The 19,100-nt window shown below is 36.0% G+C and carries 16 protein-coding genes, 3 pseudogenes and 1 other annotated feature; of the genes and pseudogenes, 7 read left to right on the forward strand and 12 right to left on the reverse strand.

The genetic code is table 11. The features are described 5' to 3' along the window. Window positions 1-53 precede the first annotated feature (53 nt). The 6 genes from JOC76_RS09425 to JOC76_RS09450 form a co-directional block, all read right to left on the reverse strand. A complete protein-coding gene (locus tag JOC76_RS09425) occupies window positions 54-1,544 on the reverse strand; it encodes a hypothetical protein (protein ID WP_205177353.1) in 1,491 nt (496 codons plus the stop codon). Window positions 1,545-2,193: 649 nt separating this feature from the next. Next, window positions 2,194-2,751, reverse strand: a complete 558-nt coding sequence (locus tag JOC76_RS09430) for a pyridoxamine 5'-phosphate oxidase family protein (protein ID WP_205177354.1) — start codon at window positions 2,749-2,751, stop codon at window positions 2,194-2,196. Between the two features lie 51 nt (window positions 2,752-2,802). Beyond that, window positions 2,803-3,018 (reverse strand) — a binding site (T-box leader). A gap of 125 nt (window positions 3,019-3,143) precedes the next feature. Further along, the gene (locus JOC76_RS09435) at window positions 3,144-3,380 is read right to left on the reverse strand and encodes a hypothetical protein (protein ID WP_205177355.1); all 237 of its coding nucleotides are present in this window, start codon (window positions 3,378-3,380) and stop codon (window positions 3,144-3,146) included. A 308-nt stretch (window positions 3,381-3,688) separates the two neighbouring features. Beyond that, a complete protein-coding gene (locus JOC76_RS09440) occupies window positions 3,689-5,083 on the reverse strand; it encodes an amino acid permease (protein ID WP_372441924.1) in 1,395 nt (464 codons plus the stop codon). A 36-nt stretch (window positions 5,084-5,119) separates the two neighbouring features. After that, entirely contained in the window at window positions 5,120-5,989 is an 870-nt protein-coding gene (locus JOC76_RS09445; protein WP_205177356.1) for a YitT family protein, read from the reverse strand. Between the two features lie 200 nt (window positions 5,990-6,189). Beyond that, window positions 6,190-6,759, reverse strand: coding sequence for a transposase (locus JOC76_RS09450; RefSeq protein ID WP_205177357.1), 570 nt, complete (start codon window positions 6,757-6,759; stop codon window positions 6,190-6,192). A 291-nt stretch (window positions 6,760-7,050) separates the two neighbouring features. Between JOC76_RS09450 and JOC76_RS09455 the strand changes: the two genes are divergently transcribed. Further along, on the forward strand, window positions 7,051-7,683 hold the full coding sequence (locus JOC76_RS09455) for a TMEM164 family acyltransferase (protein ID WP_205177358.1): 633 nt from the start codon (window positions 7,051-7,053) through the stop codon (window positions 7,681-7,683). Window positions 7,684-7,749: 66 nt separating this feature from the next. Here the strand turns inward: JOC76_RS09455 and JOC76_RS09460 are convergent. Then, window positions 7,750-8,073 (reverse strand): annotated as a pseudogene (locus tag JOC76_RS09460) (DJ-1/PfpI family protein); the annotation flags it as partial. A gap of 55 nt (window positions 8,074-8,128) precedes the next feature. Further along, window positions 8,129-9,001 (reverse strand): annotated as a pseudogene (locus JOC76_RS09465) (ROK family protein). A gap of 712 nt (window positions 9,002-9,713) precedes the next feature. On the opposite strand from JOC76_RS09465, the gene JOC76_RS09470 reads away from it, so the two are divergent. The 3 genes from JOC76_RS09470 (at window position 9,714) to JOC76_RS09480 (ending at window position 11,124) form a co-directional block, all read left to right on the forward strand. Next, window positions 9,714-10,286, forward strand: a complete 573-nt coding sequence (locus JOC76_RS09470) for a competence protein ComK (RefSeq protein ID WP_205177360.1) — start codon at window positions 9,714-9,716, stop codon at window positions 10,284-10,286. 241 nt (window positions 10,287-10,527) lie between these two features. Further along, complete coding sequence (locus tag JOC76_RS09475; RefSeq protein ID WP_239557650.1) at window positions 10,528-10,710, forward strand: helix-turn-helix domain-containing protein; 183 nt, start codon at window positions 10,528-10,530, stop codon at window positions 10,708-10,710. A gap of 141 nt (window positions 10,711-10,851) precedes the next feature. Continuing rightward, on the forward strand, window positions 10,852-11,124 hold the full coding sequence (locus tag JOC76_RS09480; protein WP_205177361.1) for a helix-turn-helix domain-containing protein: 273 nt from the start codon (window positions 10,852-10,854) through the stop codon (window positions 11,122-11,124). Between the two features lie 177 nt (window positions 11,125-11,301). Here the strand turns inward: JOC76_RS09480 and JOC76_RS09485 are convergent, their stop codons facing one another. Then, window positions 11,302-12,543 carry a YHYH domain-containing protein gene (locus JOC76_RS09485; RefSeq protein ID WP_205177362.1) on the reverse strand — a complete coding sequence of 414 codons (1,242 nt, stop codon included), beginning with the start codon at window positions 12,541-12,543 and terminating at the stop codon, window positions 11,302-11,304. Between the two features lie 739 nt (window positions 12,544-13,282). On the opposite strand from JOC76_RS09485, the gene JOC76_RS09490 reads away from it, so the two are divergent. Together JOC76_RS09490 and JOC76_RS31065 are read left to right on the forward strand one after the other, a co-directional pair. Beyond that, window positions 13,283-13,804, forward strand: a complete 522-nt coding sequence (locus JOC76_RS09490; RefSeq protein ID WP_205177363.1) for a DUF2179 domain-containing protein — start codon at window positions 13,283-13,285, stop codon at window positions 13,802-13,804. A 754-nt stretch (window positions 13,805-14,558) separates the two neighbouring features. Beyond that, window positions 14,559-15,140 (forward strand): annotated as a pseudogene (locus JOC76_RS31065) (LCP family protein). A gap of 361 nt (window positions 15,141-15,501) precedes the next feature. Here the strand turns inward: JOC76_RS31065 and manA are convergent. Both manA and JOC76_RS29945 read right to left on the reverse strand, forming a co-directional pair. Beyond that, on the reverse strand, window positions 15,502-16,446 hold the full coding sequence (gene manA, locus JOC76_RS09505; protein ID WP_205177366.1) for a mannose-6-phosphate isomerase, class I: 945 nt from the start codon (window positions 16,444-16,446) through the stop codon (window positions 15,502-15,504). A gap of 191 nt (window positions 16,447-16,637) precedes the next feature. Next, window positions 16,638-16,793 (reverse strand): NUDIX hydrolase, encoded by a 156-nt coding sequence (locus JOC76_RS29945; RefSeq protein ID WP_239557651.1) that lies wholly within the window; start codon window positions 16,791-16,793, stop codon window positions 16,638-16,640. 279 nt (window positions 16,794-17,072) lie between these two features. On the opposite strand from JOC76_RS29945, the gene JOC76_RS09515 reads away from it, so the two are divergent. Further along, window positions 17,073-17,255: an NADPH-dependent FMN reductase family protein gene (locus JOC76_RS09515; RefSeq protein WP_205177367.1), complete on the forward strand. Its 183-nt coding sequence runs from the start codon at window positions 17,073-17,075 to the stop codon at window positions 17,253-17,255. A gap of 54 nt (window positions 17,256-17,309) precedes the next feature. Here JOC76_RS09515 and JOC76_RS09520 read toward each other — a convergent pair whose 3' ends face one another. Continuing rightward, a complete protein-coding gene (locus JOC76_RS09520; protein WP_205177368.1) occupies window positions 17,310-19,025 on the reverse strand; it encodes a hypothetical protein in 1,716 nt (571 codons plus the stop codon). Between the last annotated feature and the right edge of the window lie 75 nt (window positions 19,026-19,100).

Consider the following 19,100-nt stretch of genomic DNA (forward strand, 5'->3'; position numbering starts at 1 on the left):
AAGAATTATCCATTATGTCTATGTTCAGGGGAAGAATCCCTCTCCCCCTACTTTTAACGATTCGTTACTTCAAATCCCATGCGTAATGCTGGAATGCCACTGCCCGGATGGTCTTGTCCATAGGTCAATTGCGGTGACAGGTAGATATCAGGCTGTTTTTGTTGACCTCTGTAAATTCCAGGATAAAAGTCAATCGTGTGATAACCTGGGGTACCCGAAGCTACCATGTTAACAATGACAGTTCCTGCTGAATTAAACCCACAAACATATCCGACATATCCATTGTCGTAGGTAATTTGATAGGTGTTATCATATTCGGTCCAACCTACCCCTTTAATTTCTATCGTAAAAGGAGTTCCTGAAGGTCCAGATGCAGGTGAAACTTTTACGATGGATGGTGTAATACTTAGATATGCCTGACCATAAATTTTTCCATCCACTTGTAAGTCGATTCGGTGTGCAGGTCCGCCTAAATCATCAGGGATTGGGAAAGTTTTGGTAAACGAACCTTGACTGTCTGTTTCAACGGTCAGCCAAGTGGATTGTTTTGCACCAAAACCTTTTCCTGACACACGGCTTCCTCTCATGGTATTCCAAATTAGTTCAACCTTTTGATTTTTAGGAAGCCCACTTGCTTTCATTGTTGCTGACTCCCCAACAACACCCGATTTCTTATCCAAACTTACGCTTACGCCAGACTTATTTTTAAGTTTTGGCATGTTTACACCGCCATCAGCAGCGGTTGGAGTTGGTTCAACATACCCTTTCAAGTCAGCTTTATCGCTAGTAACATTGAAAGTGAATTTAGGTACAGGTAAATAAGAGGTAGGTGCTTGTTCATGGTTAATATAAGGAATTCCTAAATACCCATGCCAAACAGTTAAGGTATGATTCCCTACCGAACCTGAAGCACGGATTTTGGCGACCGCTTTCCCATCCGTTGTGATGGATGTAATCAATCCAGTCAATTGATTATCATAGGTTAACTGCCAATTTCGTTCCATGTCATCAGAACCAATTCCATCGGCTGTAATGGTAATTTCGCTACCAACAGGTCCAGAAGCAGGTTCCATTTTAAAAGTCGGGTTCACATGAATGTTTGCTTGCGTCTTCAATTGATTATTTTGTTTGACATAAATAGTGTGATTACCACCAAAACCACTTGGTACGGTAAAGTTTCCTTCGAGATTTCCATTTTGATCACTTTTAGCTGAAAGCAAAGGAATGATTTTATCTTTAAAAGAAACACCCTTAAATTGATAGATTCCTATAAAGTTATATTGTCCTTTTACTGTTTTCCATTCCAATTGAGTTTCCGAGTTTGGCTTAAGACCACTTATGGAAAAATGAACAGGTGTTCCAACTACGCCTTTTGTTACGGAAAGTGTCATTTTACCAGTAAGACCGGCTGTGTTCTCTTGTTTTTTTGTATCAGTTGTTACTTTTTCTGCTTTAGCAACCTTTGTTGTGGAATCACTGCTACAGCCAGTAATCACGAAAATAAGTGCAAAAACAAATAATAGAGATAGGATGCTTTTCTTCATAATTTCCCCCTTAAATATAAAGGATAATTGGTTCAATTTGAGCCACTCATCCCTTTCATAGCTAATTATTAGCTTTTCTGCCAGTAATGGTTTGTTATCTATAGTTGTTTCCCCATTTAAATATCTCTTACCAATCCACCGAGGTTTGCAAGTTCCTCAAACAAAAATGATCTTTGATCAGCTAATCGGCAAATGGGCCTATAATCGTTACCTATAAAAAATATTTTGTTCCCTATAAAGAACAAATTTACCGCAAACGGGATTGATAGCTAGAATTAGCACCAATGTTGAGTAATCTGTTAGATTATTATTATGACTTCAAGGTAAGGTTGTCCGCTTCTATCAAAATAAAATGGTTTTTGTTCCATTCTTGCTCCTCCACAATACCATTTTTTTACTAAATTAAAAAAATATTGAACTTTCAGAAAGCACTATGTAATACTTAATACCTATTACCTATTTATCGGTACCGACCTTATAATCTTGGTAATAGTATTAAAGAACTAAAAAAATTATAGGATATTATTTCCTTTGTTTCCACGGTAATGTTTACATTATATGTTATTTTATGGTAAATGGCATATAAAAAAAGGGTTGCTGCTGCAACCCCACTGCTCAACAAGGACTATTACTATTTAACGTTATTAAGCTAGATAAACTTTTCTCCAATTGGTGTAACTATTCCATCCATACTAATAGAATTTTTCTTTTTACGATATTCTTCTAAGTCTTGTTCGCTTTTATTGGTAGCCCACTGTTGAAGAGTATCGCGTTCACTATTGTATGAATAAAATGGAACACTATAACCACATGACGTTTTTACCGTTTCAATTTTTGCATGAATTATTTGACGAGAACCAGGTAGGATGTCAAAATGCTTAGCCATGTCATTCCATTCTGGTGAGTCTGGTAATACTACCTTACCTCTTCCGTATAAACGTAAAATCATCGGGGGACCTTCAAAAGCTAAGAACATAAATGTAATTCTACCGTTATCTATTAAATGGGCACTTGTCTCATTTCCACTACCGGTTAAATCTAAGTAAGCAACCTCATTTGGTGAAAATATCCTTAGTACATCATGACCTTTAGGGGAAATGTTAACATGTCCGTCTGTTGATAGCGGTGCTGAACCAACGAAAAAAATCCGTTGTTTTCTTATAAATTCTTCGTGTTTTGGAAGAATTGAATCATAAACTATTCCCATAATATATTCTCCTCCCTCACCAATTGTTTAAAATAAAAAGCCTACCATCTCATAAGAGACGATAGGCTTTACCTTCGTGGTACCACTCTTGTTGATTTGCTATTACAACAAATCCACTTTATAACTGATTACGGATGTTAACCGTTAAGACTTACATATCAGCCTTACCACTCGTGGGCGAGTTGGGGACTTTATTGACTGTCTTTCACCAGCCGACAGCTCTCTAAACAATAAGCATTCCTTAATACTCCCAGTCACTGTGTTTCGAAATTTTTATAATTTTCTCAATTTTATTATGTATTATTAAATTGGTCAACCATATTTTTCTATTTCTTGTTCAACTAAATGCCCAGTTAGAGCACACTAAAAAAGAAGCAGCCCTAAGCTACTCTTTATCCAATATTTTCTCGTCGTTTCTGTCTATTTCTTTGTAATTCGCTTTGTTTCCATATGTATTTTTGCATATACGTCTTAAGAACTTCAGTCATTGATTTTCCGTTTTTTTCAACTGCATCCCGAAAGTGATCTCTTATTTTCTCTGGGATTTCAATCTCTAATTGTACGGTTTCTTTATTTATCTGATTAGCTTTATTACCTCTTTCTTGTGTATTTTTGTTTTCATGCCCCATCAATTAACCTCCAGTTGTTGTTGTGAGAATTTCTAGTGTTATTCAAATTAAACAAATGATTATAAATATTAAAAATATTTATCTTCAAAGATTTTATCAGCTGAAATCGGATACATTAAATTTTTTTAATCGTCAAAATTCGACAAACATGCCTTACTTAAGACGATTTAATATAAAAAAACAGTAGTCTTTAAACTACTGTTAACCAATCAAGTATCCTAAAAATCACCCCGTTTATTTAAGGACAGTTCTTCAAAAAACTGTTGTAATTTTAGCTTTAAGCTCTTGTAAAACCAGAGTTTAAGGGTTTATGCAATATTTTTATTGTCAATTGACTGTTCATTTGGATCTCTTTTTTTTACTTTATATCCTATATAAAGAATTAAAAACCATATAGGTGCTACAACTAAAGCTATACGCATATCTGGAATAAATACCATTAATACAATCACCAGTGCTAAAAAGGCAAGTGCCAAATAGGTAGAAACTGGATAAAGCGGCATCTTAAATGCTAGCTTTTCTATTTCCTCTGTTGTTTTTGAAAGTCTGAATTTTAATTGAGTTAATAGAATAATAGTCCAGCTAGTTATAACCGCAACCGTGGCAACAGAAGAAATATACATAAACACTCTGTCGGGAACAATATAATTTAAAACAACTGCCACTAATAAAAATATTGACGAGAAAAGGATTCCACGTATCGGACTTCCATTTTTGTTAAGCTTTCGAAAATATTTAGGACCGTTATTTTGTAGTGATAAATTGTAGAGCATTCTCCCAGAACTGAATAAACCACTATTAAAAGCAGATAATGCTGCTGTTATAACAACGAAGTTAATGATATGGCTGGCATAAGGAATTCCAACTTTACCAAAAATTAAAACGAATGGACTCCCATTTGTACCTACCTCATTCCAAGGATATAAAATCATCATAATTCCTAATGCACCGATATAAAAAATTAATATTCGCCAAACAATATTGTTGATTGCTGATGGAATTGATTTTTTAGGATTTTTTGCCTCCCCGGCTGTAACCCCAACAAGTTCTACCCCACCAAATGAAAACATCACGAGAACTAAAGACATTAAAATACCTTTGATTCCATTTGGCACAAAGCCTCTATGCGTCCAAAGATTATCCAGACCGATTGGCTGACCTTTGTTTCCAATCCCAAAGAAGATTATGCCTAATCCAAGGAGAATCATTCCAATAATGGCGACAACTTTAATCAACGCAAACCAGAATTCAAACTCTCCAAATGCTTTTACATTTGCAAGATTGATCATTGTTATAAAGACAAGTACAACCAGTGCTGTCAGCCATTGTGGTATATCTGGAAACCAATAATTCACATAAACACCAACCACTGTTATCTCTGCCATCCCTACGATCACCCACATAAACCAATAAGTCCAGCCTGTTAAGAATCCTGCAAACTTTCCTAAATAACGATTTGCGTATGTACTAAACGAACCTGAAACTGGTTCATCTACAGCCATTTCCCCTAACGCCCTCATAATGGTAAAAATAACTAACCCTCCCACTAAATATGAGAACAAAACGGCGGGACCAGCCATTTGGATCGTTGCACTTGAACCATAGAACAAGCCGACTCCAATTGCACCTCCAAGTGCAATTAACTGGATATGCCTATTATCCAACTCTCGATGCAGTTTCACACTATGATTATTTCTAATCACCCAACTCCACTCCTAAAAAACTAATTTAGTAAACTCTTAATTTGCGATTAACCTCTTACTCCGTGAAGGAACAGGTAACGAGAAACCTTCACCAATTACTTCGTTAGTATCACATACAATAACAAAAGATTGCGGGTCAATTTCTTGTACAATTGATTTAAATTTATTTACCATTGGTAAACTGATTACAGTCATCATGATCATTCTTTCTTTATGAGTATATCCTCCATATCCTGATACTTTAGTTAGTCCTTTATCTAAATCATGAAGAATGGTAGTACTTATTTTATCTTCAAATTCTATGGATGATATAACATACACGATTTTATTAGCGTGCTTAGCTTTAGCTTGAATAAATTCCATCGTTATTCTAGTTATCAATGACCCAATAAGTGCGTACAAAGCCTTTTCTGTTGAAAAAATAAATGCTCCAGAAATCAGAACAGCTGCATCCATAAAAATAATAGATACACTGTGTTTAATGTTCATTTTAGTATGCAGAATTTGAGAAATGACAGTAAAACCACCCGTATTCCCCCCTGAACGAAAAATTAATGATAATCCTATCCCAACGCCTAATCCACTATAAATACTAGCTAGTAGTGGGTCGTGAGTTAAAGGAGGTAATCCTTTTGTAAGATAAACAAAAAAAGGTACTAGTAAAGAACCAATAATAGATTTTAAAATGGCGTGTACGCCTAAAAAGAAAAAGCTAGTAAACAATAAAATAAATGTGATTGCCCATAGTATCGTAGCTGATGATATTTGTAATACAGGACTGAGAACAAGTGCTGCACCAGTTGTACCACCTGAAGCCAATTGGTTTGGACTCTGTAATAATGTAAAACATAACGCCTCTATAAAAGTTCCTAATACCAAGGCTGAGTATTGTTTAACCTGAGACATATATCTCCACTCCTTTTCTTTTGAAATTATAGATAATTCATTATTTTTGTGCAAGAATTCACAAAAAAGCATAAAAGCTTAGACGCTTTTATGCTTTAACCCACGAAATCAATAATTATTCTATATCTTTTTAATGCAGGGGTCAGTCCCCCACTGCGTTAAACCAGTGAAGGACTGACCCCTATCATTCTTTAATTTCGTTAACTTGTTATAGGCGCTACTGATGAAGTTAAAGTGAGTGATCCTTCCACAAATTTTCGGTATTTTTCTTTCTGTGGCTCTGGAAAATGGGATAATATTTTTGTGGTTGTAATATGAGGATTAGCGGAATCCGATATGTATGCAGTATAGCTGCTCCACCGGTAATCTCTTGGGGATTTTACCATGTTTGCCTCTACAGGGTTCAAATGAATATATCTGCTAACGTCTAAATGATAGTCCTTGGAATCAATCAGTTCTGCTCCATATCTACCTTGAAAAACATGGCCAACAAGGTGATGACGTTTATTAAAATACATTGCATACCTAGAATTAATCATTTTCATCATATCTTTAGGGTGGTGGTGAATGGTTTCTACTTGGAGATGAATGTGGTTTGTCATGAGACAGTATGTGTGGAGATAAAAAGGAAAATACCAACGAGCTTCTTCTAAGAACTGAAAGTAGGCTTCACGATCATAATCATCGTAAAAAATAGATGACCTTCGATTGCCTCGGCTCGTAATATGATACTCAGCACCAGGAAACCAAACACGGTGTTTTCTCGACATCGGAGCTTAACGCCTCTCTTTCTATAATAATCTCTTACCAAATATAATTATTCAACATCATTCTCTCTTTCCCTCTATGTTTCGATAATAATTTCAAATCTTTTATAAACACATAAATACTGAATGACCTCTCTCTTTTTCACACTTTAGTTGAGTGGGGGTCTGACCCCAAAATTTAGGGCGGAGATTAAGCAAAGCAATTCCCAAATTATACTAAAAATGGTACTATTAACAACACAACCTTATAAATCCAGAATTTTACAAAAACAAAAGATACAAGGAGTTTATGAAATGAACAAGCAATTACGTATTTTTTTGTTCACCGCCATCCTATTGGGATGGGTTCTTTTCTATACGAAGGTGATGTGGGACGGACAATTCCGGATGGACTTCCATCTTCCATTTGAATTGTGCAATTTTATGCAGATGTGGATTCTTTATGCTGTCGTGACCAATCGAATTAAACTCTTGGATATGATCATGTATCCAGCAATCCTGGGTCCGATTGCGGCATTGTCGTATCCATTTGGAATTGCGAGTATCGGAACGTTTTATCTTTGCTACTTTATGTTTTACCACCTCACATTGATTTTTGTTGGTTTATTCCGTCTGGTTCAAAGGAAAGCCAATGTACATAAGAATGATTTATTCCACTCGATAATATTTATGATTGTCTCGGCCGTATTCGCTTTTATAGCCAATACATTTACGGGGGGAAATTATATGTTTCTGTCCAAAAGAATTTTTCCAACCCCTGGTGATTTCAATTATCAAATATTCTTGATATTGTTCACACTGGCATGTTTATGTTCATTTCATTTCACCATAGTTATTTGTCGTTCGTTTGTTCGAAATAGGAAATTTAAATATAAAATACATAATGAAGAAACAAACGCCTCAAGTAAAAATTTAAAACTACAATGAGTATTATGAATGACAGGGGTCAGTCCCCTGCTGCGTTAAAACAGTGGGGGACTGACCCCCTTCTTCCGCATGACAGATTTGTCCAATGACCTTTTCACTTGTATTCATTTCCTGTAAGAGAGAAATAACTTCAGGAAAACGGCGGATCTTAACCGGAGCCCAGCCCCCTGGTACTAAAATCGCATCATAATCATTCGCCTTAATTTCGCTATATGAAAAATCCGATTGCGCAGGTACGCCATACTTCCCCATATATTCTTTGCCAGCCTCATCTCCTGCAAGATGGACAACGGCACCTTCTTCCCGAAGTCTATGAATCGGATACCAAAGTTCTAAGTCCTCAAAGTCATGGTGCACCAAACTGATCACTTTCTTGCCTTCTAATCTCATATTACCTTCTCCCTCCAATAAATTCCCGAACACTAAACTCTACCATATTAAAAATTCATCCACATTCGGCTTCTACAATAGCATTCTTGGCAAGCAAAAGAGAACCCATAATCCCTGCATTGTTTCCCAAACCAGGACTGACTATATACTCCGAAAGCTCTGGCAAGGAAACATAATCCCGCAAAAATCCCTGCAAATACTTATAAATGGAAGAAAAAACTTGTTTCTGATTCATGACTCCCCCACCAAGAATAATCCTTTTCGGCGAAAGAATTAGAATATATTGCATGAGGGCCTAGGCCAGATAATATCCCTCTAAATCCCATACTTCCATCCGTCCTTCTAAGTTGATTCCCTTTTCTCCCCAACGCTCCTCAATCGCTGCGCCTGATGCCAATCCCTCCAAGCAATCGGAATGATAGGGACATCTTCCTGGATACTCATCTTGTGGATGGCGTTTCGCGAGGATATGCCCCATTTCAGGGTGTGACCAACCTTGTAGCAACTTACCATGGACCACCGCCCCTGCGCCAATTCCCGTCCCGACCGTAATATACAAACAACTGTCCAATCCCTTGGCAGCACCATAAGTAGCTTCAGCCAATGCAGCTGCATTCACATCGGTATGAAAACCAACCGGAACCGGAAAAGCCTCCTTCAACGTTTGCACAAGCGGGTAATTCCTCCATCCTGTTTTAGGTGTAGAGGTAATGTAGCCGTAAGTGGAACTTTCACGATTCACATCAATAGGACCGAATGAACCTACTCCCATACATTCGATAGGATACTTTTTAAAAAAATCAATGACCTCATGAATGGTTTCATTAGGTACTGTGATAGGGATTTGGATCCGTTCGATTAAATTCCCCGTTTCATCGCCAATGGCACATACAAATTTTGTCCCCCCGGCTTCAATCGCTCCAAACATTCTTTATTCCTCCAAAGTAATAAAATGAATTCACTCCTATAAGAAAAAGAATCCACTTGATAAGATGTGGATTCTTTTTAATTTTCCGTATATCTAAAGCTACTAGAACCGCCCGTGGCTATTTGGTCATTTTGGTCAATTGGTCATTGATGACTAAAATGAGAGATATCTAGTCATTCTGTATATCACCCCTTTTCTTATTTTTATAATAGATTAATGGAAACGGATTCACAATTACAATTTTGGCCATTTTTTCATGTCCTTATTAAAGTGATGACCACATCATTTCCTCATTTTTCCGTTAGAATCTAGTGGTTCTCTTGATGGTGTAGGTATTCATGCGTGGGGGTCAGTCCCCCACTGCGTTAAAACAGTGGAGGACTGACCCCTTTTTTATGGTTTTGACCACCAGAACCGTCCCCATGATTTTTTGTTAACAAAAACGTCAAACTTTAAACGAATTTTGTGTTCTTTAGTACATAGTTAAATAGTCCTAATTATATTTAAATAATGTTAGAGGAAAACGCTCCCATGTTTGCAATTCTATTTCCATACTATCATATTGGCGAATACACCTATTACAACCAGGTGAAGAACCTGCAGCAAAAGAGGTGAAGTACAAAAAAGAAAAATAGTAAATCTCAACTTAGTTGCTCACAAAAAGTTCACGCTAATCAAAATTAATTTATAAAAACAATTAGGGAGATGTTTTATGAGTATTGATCAGTTTTATTTATTGGATGAGGAAATCATTTTAATGACAGGTGAATATGATCACTTTGGGAGATTTTGTGCGAGAGTAATGATTGGAGGACAAACCATCTTAGTAAGCAGATCTCCATTACAGCTAATAGATGACACTTTAAATTACATAGGTTTCGATTTAAAAGGAGCAAACAAAGGCACCAAAAACATACTTGGCAATATCAATATGTGGCCCATTATCGTCAATCCTTATAAAGGGATATGTCTATTTCCATATAAGTCGCCAAGACAAGAAGATTGTGTCTGGTTTAACCCTGACCATATTGTCAAAACCAAGTCCCGCGGCTTTAAAACGGAAGTTGAACTCAGCAATGGTGTTTCCATCATTATTGATTTAAAGAAGTACACTTTCATCACCAAGATCCAAACAGCCCTTCAACTGAAAAATATATCGCGGGAAAGAGGAACTCACCCTCATCCTCTTTCACACTTTATCACATCAGAAAAACAGATAAAACCAATTGCCAAGCGGAAGGAAGGCAAATACGATTTTAAATCTTTAATGGAATACAACGGATAACTGCCAGATACAACCTTAATTGTCACCAAATTGATGAAATCAGGATGGAGTATACTTGCTTCAGTCCGTAGTTATAAAGTCCTATTTACTATTTAATAGAGATTGAGATGACTAGTTTGGTTACTGTTCTCGCAAAAGTGAAAACGCAACCAAACTAACCATCTTAAAGAATAAACCCATTTTATTTCTAGAGAGGAAGATCCCTATTATTCACAAAAACTTTGGTGCAGTATTAAAAAATTTGAGAAAGCAACAGAATCTCTCACAAGAGTGTTTAGCCTTCAACAGCTCTCTTGATCGAACCTATATCAGTATTTTAGAAAGAGATATTAAAAAACCTGGCTACAATACCATCATAGCCCTCTCCGCAGGACTCGGAATCAAAGCATCCGAACTATTCAAACACTTGGAAGAACACGATTGAAATATGGAGCATGGGGACGGTTCTAGTGATTCGTAATCACTAGAACCGTCCCCATTGATTACTTTTAATCGTTTTGCTGTCTATAGCCTGTAGAGTATATGTTGCTCTAATTATGTAATGGTCTTAAAAGGAGATTTTTTCTTGGGAAAGGATAAAGAAAAGACCATTTACATCGGTAAAGTCGTTAAACGATTGCGTAAGGAAAAAGGTTGGTCACAAGAAAAAGTGGCACTGAATAGCAATTTAGATCGATCCTATTATGGAGAAATTGAAAGAAACGAGAAGGCCCCTTCCCTTTATGTTACGTTTAAACTCGCTAGAGGGTTTGAGATAGAGCCTGAAGATTTAGTTAGAGAAATCAAAGAAAGCACTGCATTTTATGACGTTTTTAAAGATGATGATGACGATAAATAAAGCGGAGAGTTTTCTCCGTTTTTTCTTTACAATCAGAACCTGTAAAACTAAACTTTTCCTTTCATTGTCCTATATTCTTTTTGCGGTTCTACGAAACCCCTTTCTTTAATCGAAAAATGGAGTTTAATCATAAAAAGCAGTGGAAGTACAATCCACTGCTTCAATGGTATCTATAAATTAATTGATTTCCTTTTTACGATTACGTTTTTTTCTAAATCCGTACCATCCACCGCCTACAACTAACAATACTACGGCACCGGCTCCGCCTGCCGCCTTTATTTTATTTTGTTTGTCTTCGTATTCCTTGTATCCTAATTGATAGTGATGTTTAAATATCGTTTCTGCCTTTTTATATTTGGGCGGTATATTTAAATCTTCTCCCGCTTTACCTAGTTGGTAACCTTTATTTTTAATTTTGATGATTTCTTTATTAGAATCGAAACCTTCTTTATACCAATCTGTAAATTTATCATTGTTTAATATCGGATCCTGATATTTCAGCATAGTAAATGCTGCTTCATATCCTTGCTTCATGTAGCCTTTCTTTAATTCACTTTGCCCCTGATTGTATCCCTCTTGGTACGCCTCGACGAACATTGCCTCCCCATTTAGAGGAGGAGAATTTACATCTTTTTTCCCATCACTGTAACCTTGTTCTTTAAGTTGTTTTTTCTTTTCTTCTACTCTTTCAGCAACAGCTTTATTAAATCCATCTTCAAAGGATTTTTTTAATCCCGCGTGAGATGCATAGACAGTAGGGATATCCATTTTATCTTGTTTTCCCCCCAAAGAATATCCATCATTTGTGGCCTTTGATTTTGCAGATTCAATTTTTTTCTGTCCTTCATCATATCCTTTATTGTAACCAACAGCATAGCCTACTTTATAAGCCTCAGAACCATTTGAAATGGACATATTGCTTGGTTTCTCTTGGTATGCATCATTAATACCAGCAGGATAGCCAGCTTTTTCACCATTTTCATTGTCTTTCTCTTCTTGAATTGCAGCTTTTTGCTGAGGGCTGTTATTTATCAAAGTCAAATCATAACCATATGGAGCCTCACAGGGTATACCATCGTCTACCTGCCCATTCCCCCATCCATCCAGATTTTCAGGATCGTAAGTAGCTGAATAACCTTTTGAGTTCCAATAGGCAATCATATCATCATAAGTTGCAAAATCGGTGCAATCTTTGTCATTAATATTAGTACTGCTACTTGTAGAACGGCTTGAAGAACTACTGGTAGTTGCACCTCCACCGTTGTGATAGTGATACTCACCGGTACTAAGTCCCCATCTACCACAGTTCGTTCGGCATGTGTGTCCTCCATTTGAATCGGTTCTTCCTGGGTGTGCATAAGCGATTGAACCAAACAGTATAGTAAAAATAAATCCTAAAAAAACTATCTTCTTACCCAAATTGCTCCCCCTTTTTTCTATTTCTTTCTATATAAAAAACAGTAGAGGGCTCCCTACTGTAAAAAGTTTTATGATTATATAGTTCAAAGGATGCAGGATATAACTAATATCATTTTCACACATCTTCCATTAAATAACAATTAGTTTTTCACGTTAATAATCGTGATAATTCGCTAAAATTTGTACTGCAGATCATAAAAGTTAATTAGGTATAGGCATATCGCTTACTTGCATGATTTGTTACATGAAATGACATTCTCTCGACCATTTCCCCTATGTCTTATACTAATCAATCGTTTGATTACTATCGAAGCAATTATTGATCTAATCGTTCACTTCCGGCGGACTATGTAATAAAATTACCGATTTCTGCAAATGAAAACTTCCCCAAAAAACTTATTTTTCCACAAGTTTAGACGGATTCCTCCTCTCTTTACATGTTTCTACTGTATTCCCTTTTTTTCCACTTTACACAATCGTTTAATTTAAAATGGCTTAAACATGCAACATATCTGGATTGTAGTGTTCAAATTCCCAAAAAAGATGACGAAGATTGTCCCTATTCCGAACGGTTCCTTCTAATAACTAAGTATATAAAAAATCAATTAACACTTTCGGCATGCTTAATGTTTGGTCTTTAGACCCCTTTCCATATTTAAAGGAATTTACTATGTATCTACTATCATAATATAGAAAACAAACAAGTTTTTCGATAAAGCAAGGGTTATGGAGGGAGATTTTGATTAAACTTGAACCTATTATTTTTAATATTGTGATGTTTAATATCTTCTATGTATCTTGTTTCACACTTCGTATGATGCTTGTGATTAAAGGACAAAAAGTATTGGCTTCGTTCATTTCAATGCTAGAAGTCTATATTTATTTATTAGGTTTAGCTATCGTTCTTGAAAACTTAAATAATCCGATAAACATAATAGGTTATTGTATTGGCTGGGGATTGGGTGTTTATTTTGGAAGTCGGATTGAGGAATATTTGGCCTTAGGATATGTAACTATCCAAACCATTGTTTCTTCTGTGGATATTAAGCTTCCGATAATCCTTCAAAAGCAGGGATTTAGCGTTACATCCTGGAGTGGTGCCGATAAAAGCGGCGATCGTACAGTCATTCAGATATTGGTTAAAAGACGATATGAACCAAAAGCCATTAAAATCATTAATAAAATGTCTCCAAATGCCTTCATCATCTCTTATGAATTAAAGAATTTTAAAGAAGGTTTCTGGGGAAAAGCCCCATTATAGTGGACAAGTTATCTCAAGAAAGTTGTCACATTTTACTTTCAACATGTTATAATCCTATCGCGATAAACACTTGGCGGCCTCTACATAAAAGATTGCATCATACGAACTAATCATTTGTGTAGAGGATAAATTATTATCATTCATACCGATAGTGCAATTGTCTTCTAATTAATCCTTCATTGGAATTAAAGCTGCCGATTGATGGGCATATCCATCCCTCATCGCAAAATTAGAGGTATGTCACAAGAACAACTAGCTCTAGAAAGTAGGTTGGATACGTCCCTTTTTTGTGGAAATTGAAAGTAACAAGAGGACACCCTCCTTTATACTATTTTTAAAATTGCTAAGGGAATAGAAATGGGAAGACACTCTGGACTGAGGAATACAAAATTACATGAGGGCTGCTAAGAAATCATTCCTCTTATTTAAATTTTACTCATACTAATGGGGGTCTCGTGCCAAATGAGTATAAATGTAAACCAAACGCCAAAGAAGGTGTATTTTTTATGCCTTCTTCAGCCGACATTGATATTAATTAGATTAATCAACCTTCAATAAATTCGTCGCAGTTTGAGCAATAGCTTATATAACGTTGCGGTTCCCCAGGTTTGGCTTCTGGTTTTGAGTAATCAATATCCGCAATGTATACTGCCTCGCAGTTTGGACAAGATAAAAATTTAGATTCCATTTAATATTGCTCCTTTTCGTTAATCAATATCATAATGATTGCCCTATTTTAATTAATTAAACCTTCTTGTCTAAACTAACGAGAGTAATATGTATGACACGTAATACACGTGTGCATCTAGATGGCTATGGATATGCCAAACTAACAAGAGTTCAATATATTATGCAAGCCAAAAAGAGAACACAAAAAGGGGTAGAAGCAGCGGTTACAATCGTAAGTGAGTTTATGGGTGTTCCGATAAATTATTATGTTGAAACGAATTATTGGGGCTTCCAATCAATGGTAGATTCATTAGGCGGTATTAAAATGGACGTGCCTTTTGGTGTAACATTAACCCATCCATGGTATTAGGAGAATAAGAACAAAGTAATAAGTTCCAGTACTTATTCTTTTGATGGAAAAATGGTAACAGAGGTTATTCACGAACGCTATTCACTTAAAAATGTTGAATACGGTCGCCCACAATTACAAGAAGCTTTAAAGGGTATTGCCAAAACGGCATTAAGCCCAAGCAAGATTACCAAATTACCAGACTTAGTTAAAACAATCCCTCAATTTGTCCTGGCTTCAAATATAACAACATCAGATATGTTGAGTCTTGGTTTATCTGCAAAAGACTTTAATCCTAAAACACAGTTAAATTATTAGCAAATCCGTGGCGAAAGTAAGACACTTTATGACGATATTTTAAAATCAAACAACTATCAAATTGTGATCAATCCAGATCAAATAAAGGAAGTAGCGGTTAATATATAATAATTCTCATAGTATGGTTCTCATGCTTTAGTAGCGTAAATGAACCATCCTTTTTTCCTCTATCCATTCGATAATTTCCAACAATTAGACCTATAATCCCACATAAACATTTCTATAATTCTACATTTTATCCTATTGATGATGTGACCATTTTAATTATTGTTAAAGATTTATCATTTTGTGGATATATATATATCATTTTTAAAAGAGTAAGGACCCAAACCATGGGTCTTTACTCTTTTATACTTCTTCATTAAGTATGGGACACAATCATTTCAAATTTCCCGTCTACCTCAAAATCTCCAAATTTAACAGGAAGAATAAAGTGAGTTCCCTTCTTTAATCCATATTGCTCCCCATTATGAGAAAGAGTTCCCTCTCCATTAATCACACTAAAAAGAAGATATTGCTCATTAAATGAAAAACTAGACTTTCCACCGACATCCCATTTATAGACAGAGAAAAAAGCTGATTCTACAAATGTTGTGATTCTCGTACGACCATTCTCTTGAACAACTCTCTCACTAATCACATCTTGATGGGGAACCGTTGTCACCTCAACGGCCTTCTCTAAGTGAAGATCCCTTAAGTTCCCAGCCGCATCCCGGCGGTCATAGTCGTATACCCGGTAGGTGGTATCAGAGCTCTGCTGGGTTTCTAGTACTAGCGTCCCTTCACATAAAGCATGGATGGTCCCGCTTGGCACATAGAAAAAGTCACCTGGTTTGATCTTCACCCGACGTAGCAGGTCATTCCACTTGCCTTCCTGAATTTGGACCTGTAACTCTTCCTTGTTTTTCGCATTATGGCCATAGATCATGTCTGCATTCTCTTTACAATCAATGATATACCAACACTCGGTCTTGCCAAGTTCACCATTTTCACGTACCATGGCATAATCATCATCAGGATGCACTTGGACGGATAAATCCATGTTGGCATCTAAAATCTTGGTTAGTAAAGGAAACACCTTTTCTTGTGGATCCCCAAAAAGCTCAGGATGCTCACTCCACAATTGGTCTAGCATCATCCCTTTGTATGTACCATTTGCTACTACAGAGGGCCCATTCGAATGTGCAGATATCGCCCAGCATTCCCCCGTATTATCACTTGGAATGTCATAATGAAATTCTTCCCTTAATGCAGTCCCGCCCCAAATTCTCTCTTTAAAAACAGATTGTAAAAATAATGGTTCCAAAAAAAGTCCTCCTCATTGATGTTCATCTGTTGTAAATTTATATCGAAAAATAGCCGCAAGTCCTCCCCCCCCCCATGATGCAGTCGAAGTGTAATGCTATTCTCCTACCTTTTGCTCTGTAGGAGTTAAGCCAGCTGCAGCGAACAAGAAGATTACCTGCGTTATTGAGCCTGGAGAAGTTAAAAGCTTCCTCATTTAAGCCAATGCTCGGCCACATGCCCTTTCTCTACCTCCAGTTCCCTTTTCGCTACCTTAATTGGATATTCAGCATTTGTATCAATCATTCCGGCAGGCAGTTCCAACAGCCAGCTATGAATCACATCACGGTATTTTCGTAAACAAATCACTTTATAATCATTTGTGATTGGAAGAATGCAAGCTCCCTCAGCAAAGTATGTGTAGGAAAAAGTCTTTTCAACCCCTTTGGGAGAATAACTGATCTATGGTAATTCTAACATTCTACACCTTCAGATTATCATCCTTTAAATTAACATCTTCCTAAATTAACGCCAGATATTAGGATACTATAATTCAGGAGCAAACGGTAGATGCAATTTTAATACTCCCTCATAGCTTCTAAAAAATCACACCAGCCTTTGAATAGATAGAGATCTTTCCCCATGGCGATGAGCAAGGCATTCTTAAAGAAGTACAAAGAGGTTTCATCGGAAGATGAACTTACCGAATTGAACTTATCCAAGAAGTACATCCCAGATATTGATGCAGATGTATTAAATGGCTGGGGGCAGCTTCGAATAGTCATTAAGGTTGAGAACCTATCTGTCGAGCAACATAAGAAGTTAAGATGAATAAATGAATTTGCCGATCAATTTGTCGAGGATGATAAGTACGTGTTTGTTCCTCTACGAGGAGGCGTCAATATAAATTCTCGAAACCTTATTACCTTCATATCTCTTAATATCTAGATTCCGTCTATCTTGATTACGCACATATATAGCTCCCTTTGAATTAACTTTGGAAATAGTATCATGACTTCCCGAAGATACAACTGCTCGGGTTAGAAGGTCATTACCTCCTATAATATTTACGTTATATACATTAAGGAAATCAGAGTATCCAGAAATTGCATGACCACCTGTCGTTTGCACGACCATGTTCTTTAAAGAGACATAATTATTGTTGTTATATATGAGAAAAGGTACTGAAGCTTTGATATATCCATTTTTTACTTCTAAATTAACATTGTGTGTAATTTTACTGTCTCTTACAGTTATCCCTGTTCTTCCATTCTCAAGATTAACTATATCAGGATTAATAATTTTAATATTATGTGCACCTTCAAGAGTCTCAATTTTAATACCATAATCGTTATAACAACGAATTACTGGATGATGTATGATAATATTCTTTGAGGAACCCTTAATTACAAGTGCACCTTCAGTTGATCCCTCTAACGTATTGATTCTTTGCGGATAAATATTGGAATCCTCAACACTTAAAAATTCAAGAGCCTGATCATCCACATTATCCATGTAAGCAATTACCTTTAAATTATCAGATTCGGAAAATTGTACGGTTTCAAGACGGTTACCAGAGGTATCATGAATTCTTCTAAAATATCTCCCCCCATTTTTTGACCTAATTTTCACTTCTAAATTACGACTACCATAGATTGTACTATCACCTACAATAGAGCTATTACAAATTAAATCAATGTATCCATTTTGTAATCCATTTCCCCTAAACGCTTTGGTTCCTGTGCCATCCATTAAACCTACTCTTGTTGCATTAACAAAGGCTTTAAAGTTATTACAGTCATTTAAAACTATTCCCATCGTTCCTACGAGGTCATTAATATTCACGTTAACCGTAAAATCTATGGACTGGTTAATAAACAGTCCGCTACCAGTACCTCTAACTCCCGTAAACGCTGCATTTATTTCACCGCCCACGAAATGATTAACATATAACCCTACTCCGTTAAACTTAAATCCTTTATCGATATGAATTTGATAAGGGTTAGAAATCTTTGCTATCTTTACATTGTTTAAACCATATTGGATGTGTCGATCTAACTTAATTTTTCCATTGTTATTAGAAACCACTTTTGCAATAAATTTTAATGTTTTGTACCGAGATGGATTATAATCTCTATGTACAATATCCCCTGAAATCTCAATATAATCGTTAATATTCACGTTTAAATAACAGTTCAATATGTTAGATTCTTTTTTTATATTATTACTAGGAACACTAGAGGACATATCACTGTTAAAATGAATTTCCCCAGTTCCTATAAATTGTACTTCTCCTTGACTATAAATATTAATAGATTTATTCTTCACAGAAACTTTACCATTCACTAAATACCTTCCTGCCGGAAATATCACAGAACCTTTATCGTGCGTGCTATCCAACATTTTTTGAATTCTGTTTGTAACATCAACAGTCCCGTCTTTTTCTGTTGACGACCATTTTAATACCTTAATAGCTTTATTCGACAATTCATTACTAGTTTTATCTTTTTTTTCTTTGTTCAGTAGAACTAAAGAGAAAGCACATAAGAAAATAATTAGAACTATAATCCAATACCTTTTTTGAGTATTGTTTTTTTTCAAGCCTACCATCCTTTTTCGTGGAGTTTTTATATTAAAATATTATTTTGGTATTAATTCTTTTAAACATACTAAAAA

The sequence above is a fragment of the Neobacillus cucumis genome (genome assembly GCF_016908975.1).
GTDB classification, from domain to species: Bacteria; Bacillota; Bacilli; order Bacillales; family Cytobacillaceae; genus Neobacillus; species Neobacillus cucumis.

Excerpts from the sequence above, each read along its gene's own strand:
- JOC76_RS09425 (WP_205177353.1), bottom strand. The coding sequence starts at position 1,544 with ATGAAGAAAAGCATCCTATCTCTATTATTTGTTTTTGCACTTATTTTC.
- JOC76_RS09430 (WP_205177354.1), bottom strand. The coding sequence starts at position 2,751 with ATGGGAATAGTTTATGATTCAATTCTTCCAAAACACGAAGAATTTATA.
- JOC76_RS09435 (WP_205177355.1), bottom strand. The coding sequence starts at position 3,380 with ATGGGGCATGAAAACAAAAATACACAAGAAAGAGGTAATAAAGCTAAT.
- JOC76_RS09445 (WP_205177356.1), bottom strand. The coding sequence starts at position 5,989 with ATGTCTCAGGTTAAACAATACTCAGCCTTGGTATTAGGAACTTTTATA.
- JOC76_RS09450 (WP_205177357.1), bottom strand. The coding sequence starts at position 6,759 with ATGTCGAGAAAACACCGTGTTTGGTTTCCTGGTGCTGAGTATCATATT.
- JOC76_RS09455 (WP_205177358.1), top strand. The coding sequence starts at position 7,051 with ATGAACAAGCAATTACGTATTTTTTTGTTCACCGCCATCCTATTGGGA.
- JOC76_RS09470 (WP_205177360.1), top strand. The coding sequence starts at position 9,714 with ATGAGTATTGATCAGTTTTATTTATTGGATGAGGAAATCATTTTAATG.
- JOC76_RS09515 (WP_205177367.1), top strand. The coding sequence starts at position 17,073 with ATGAGCAAGGCATTCTTAAAGAAGTACAAAGAGGTTTCATCGGAAGAT.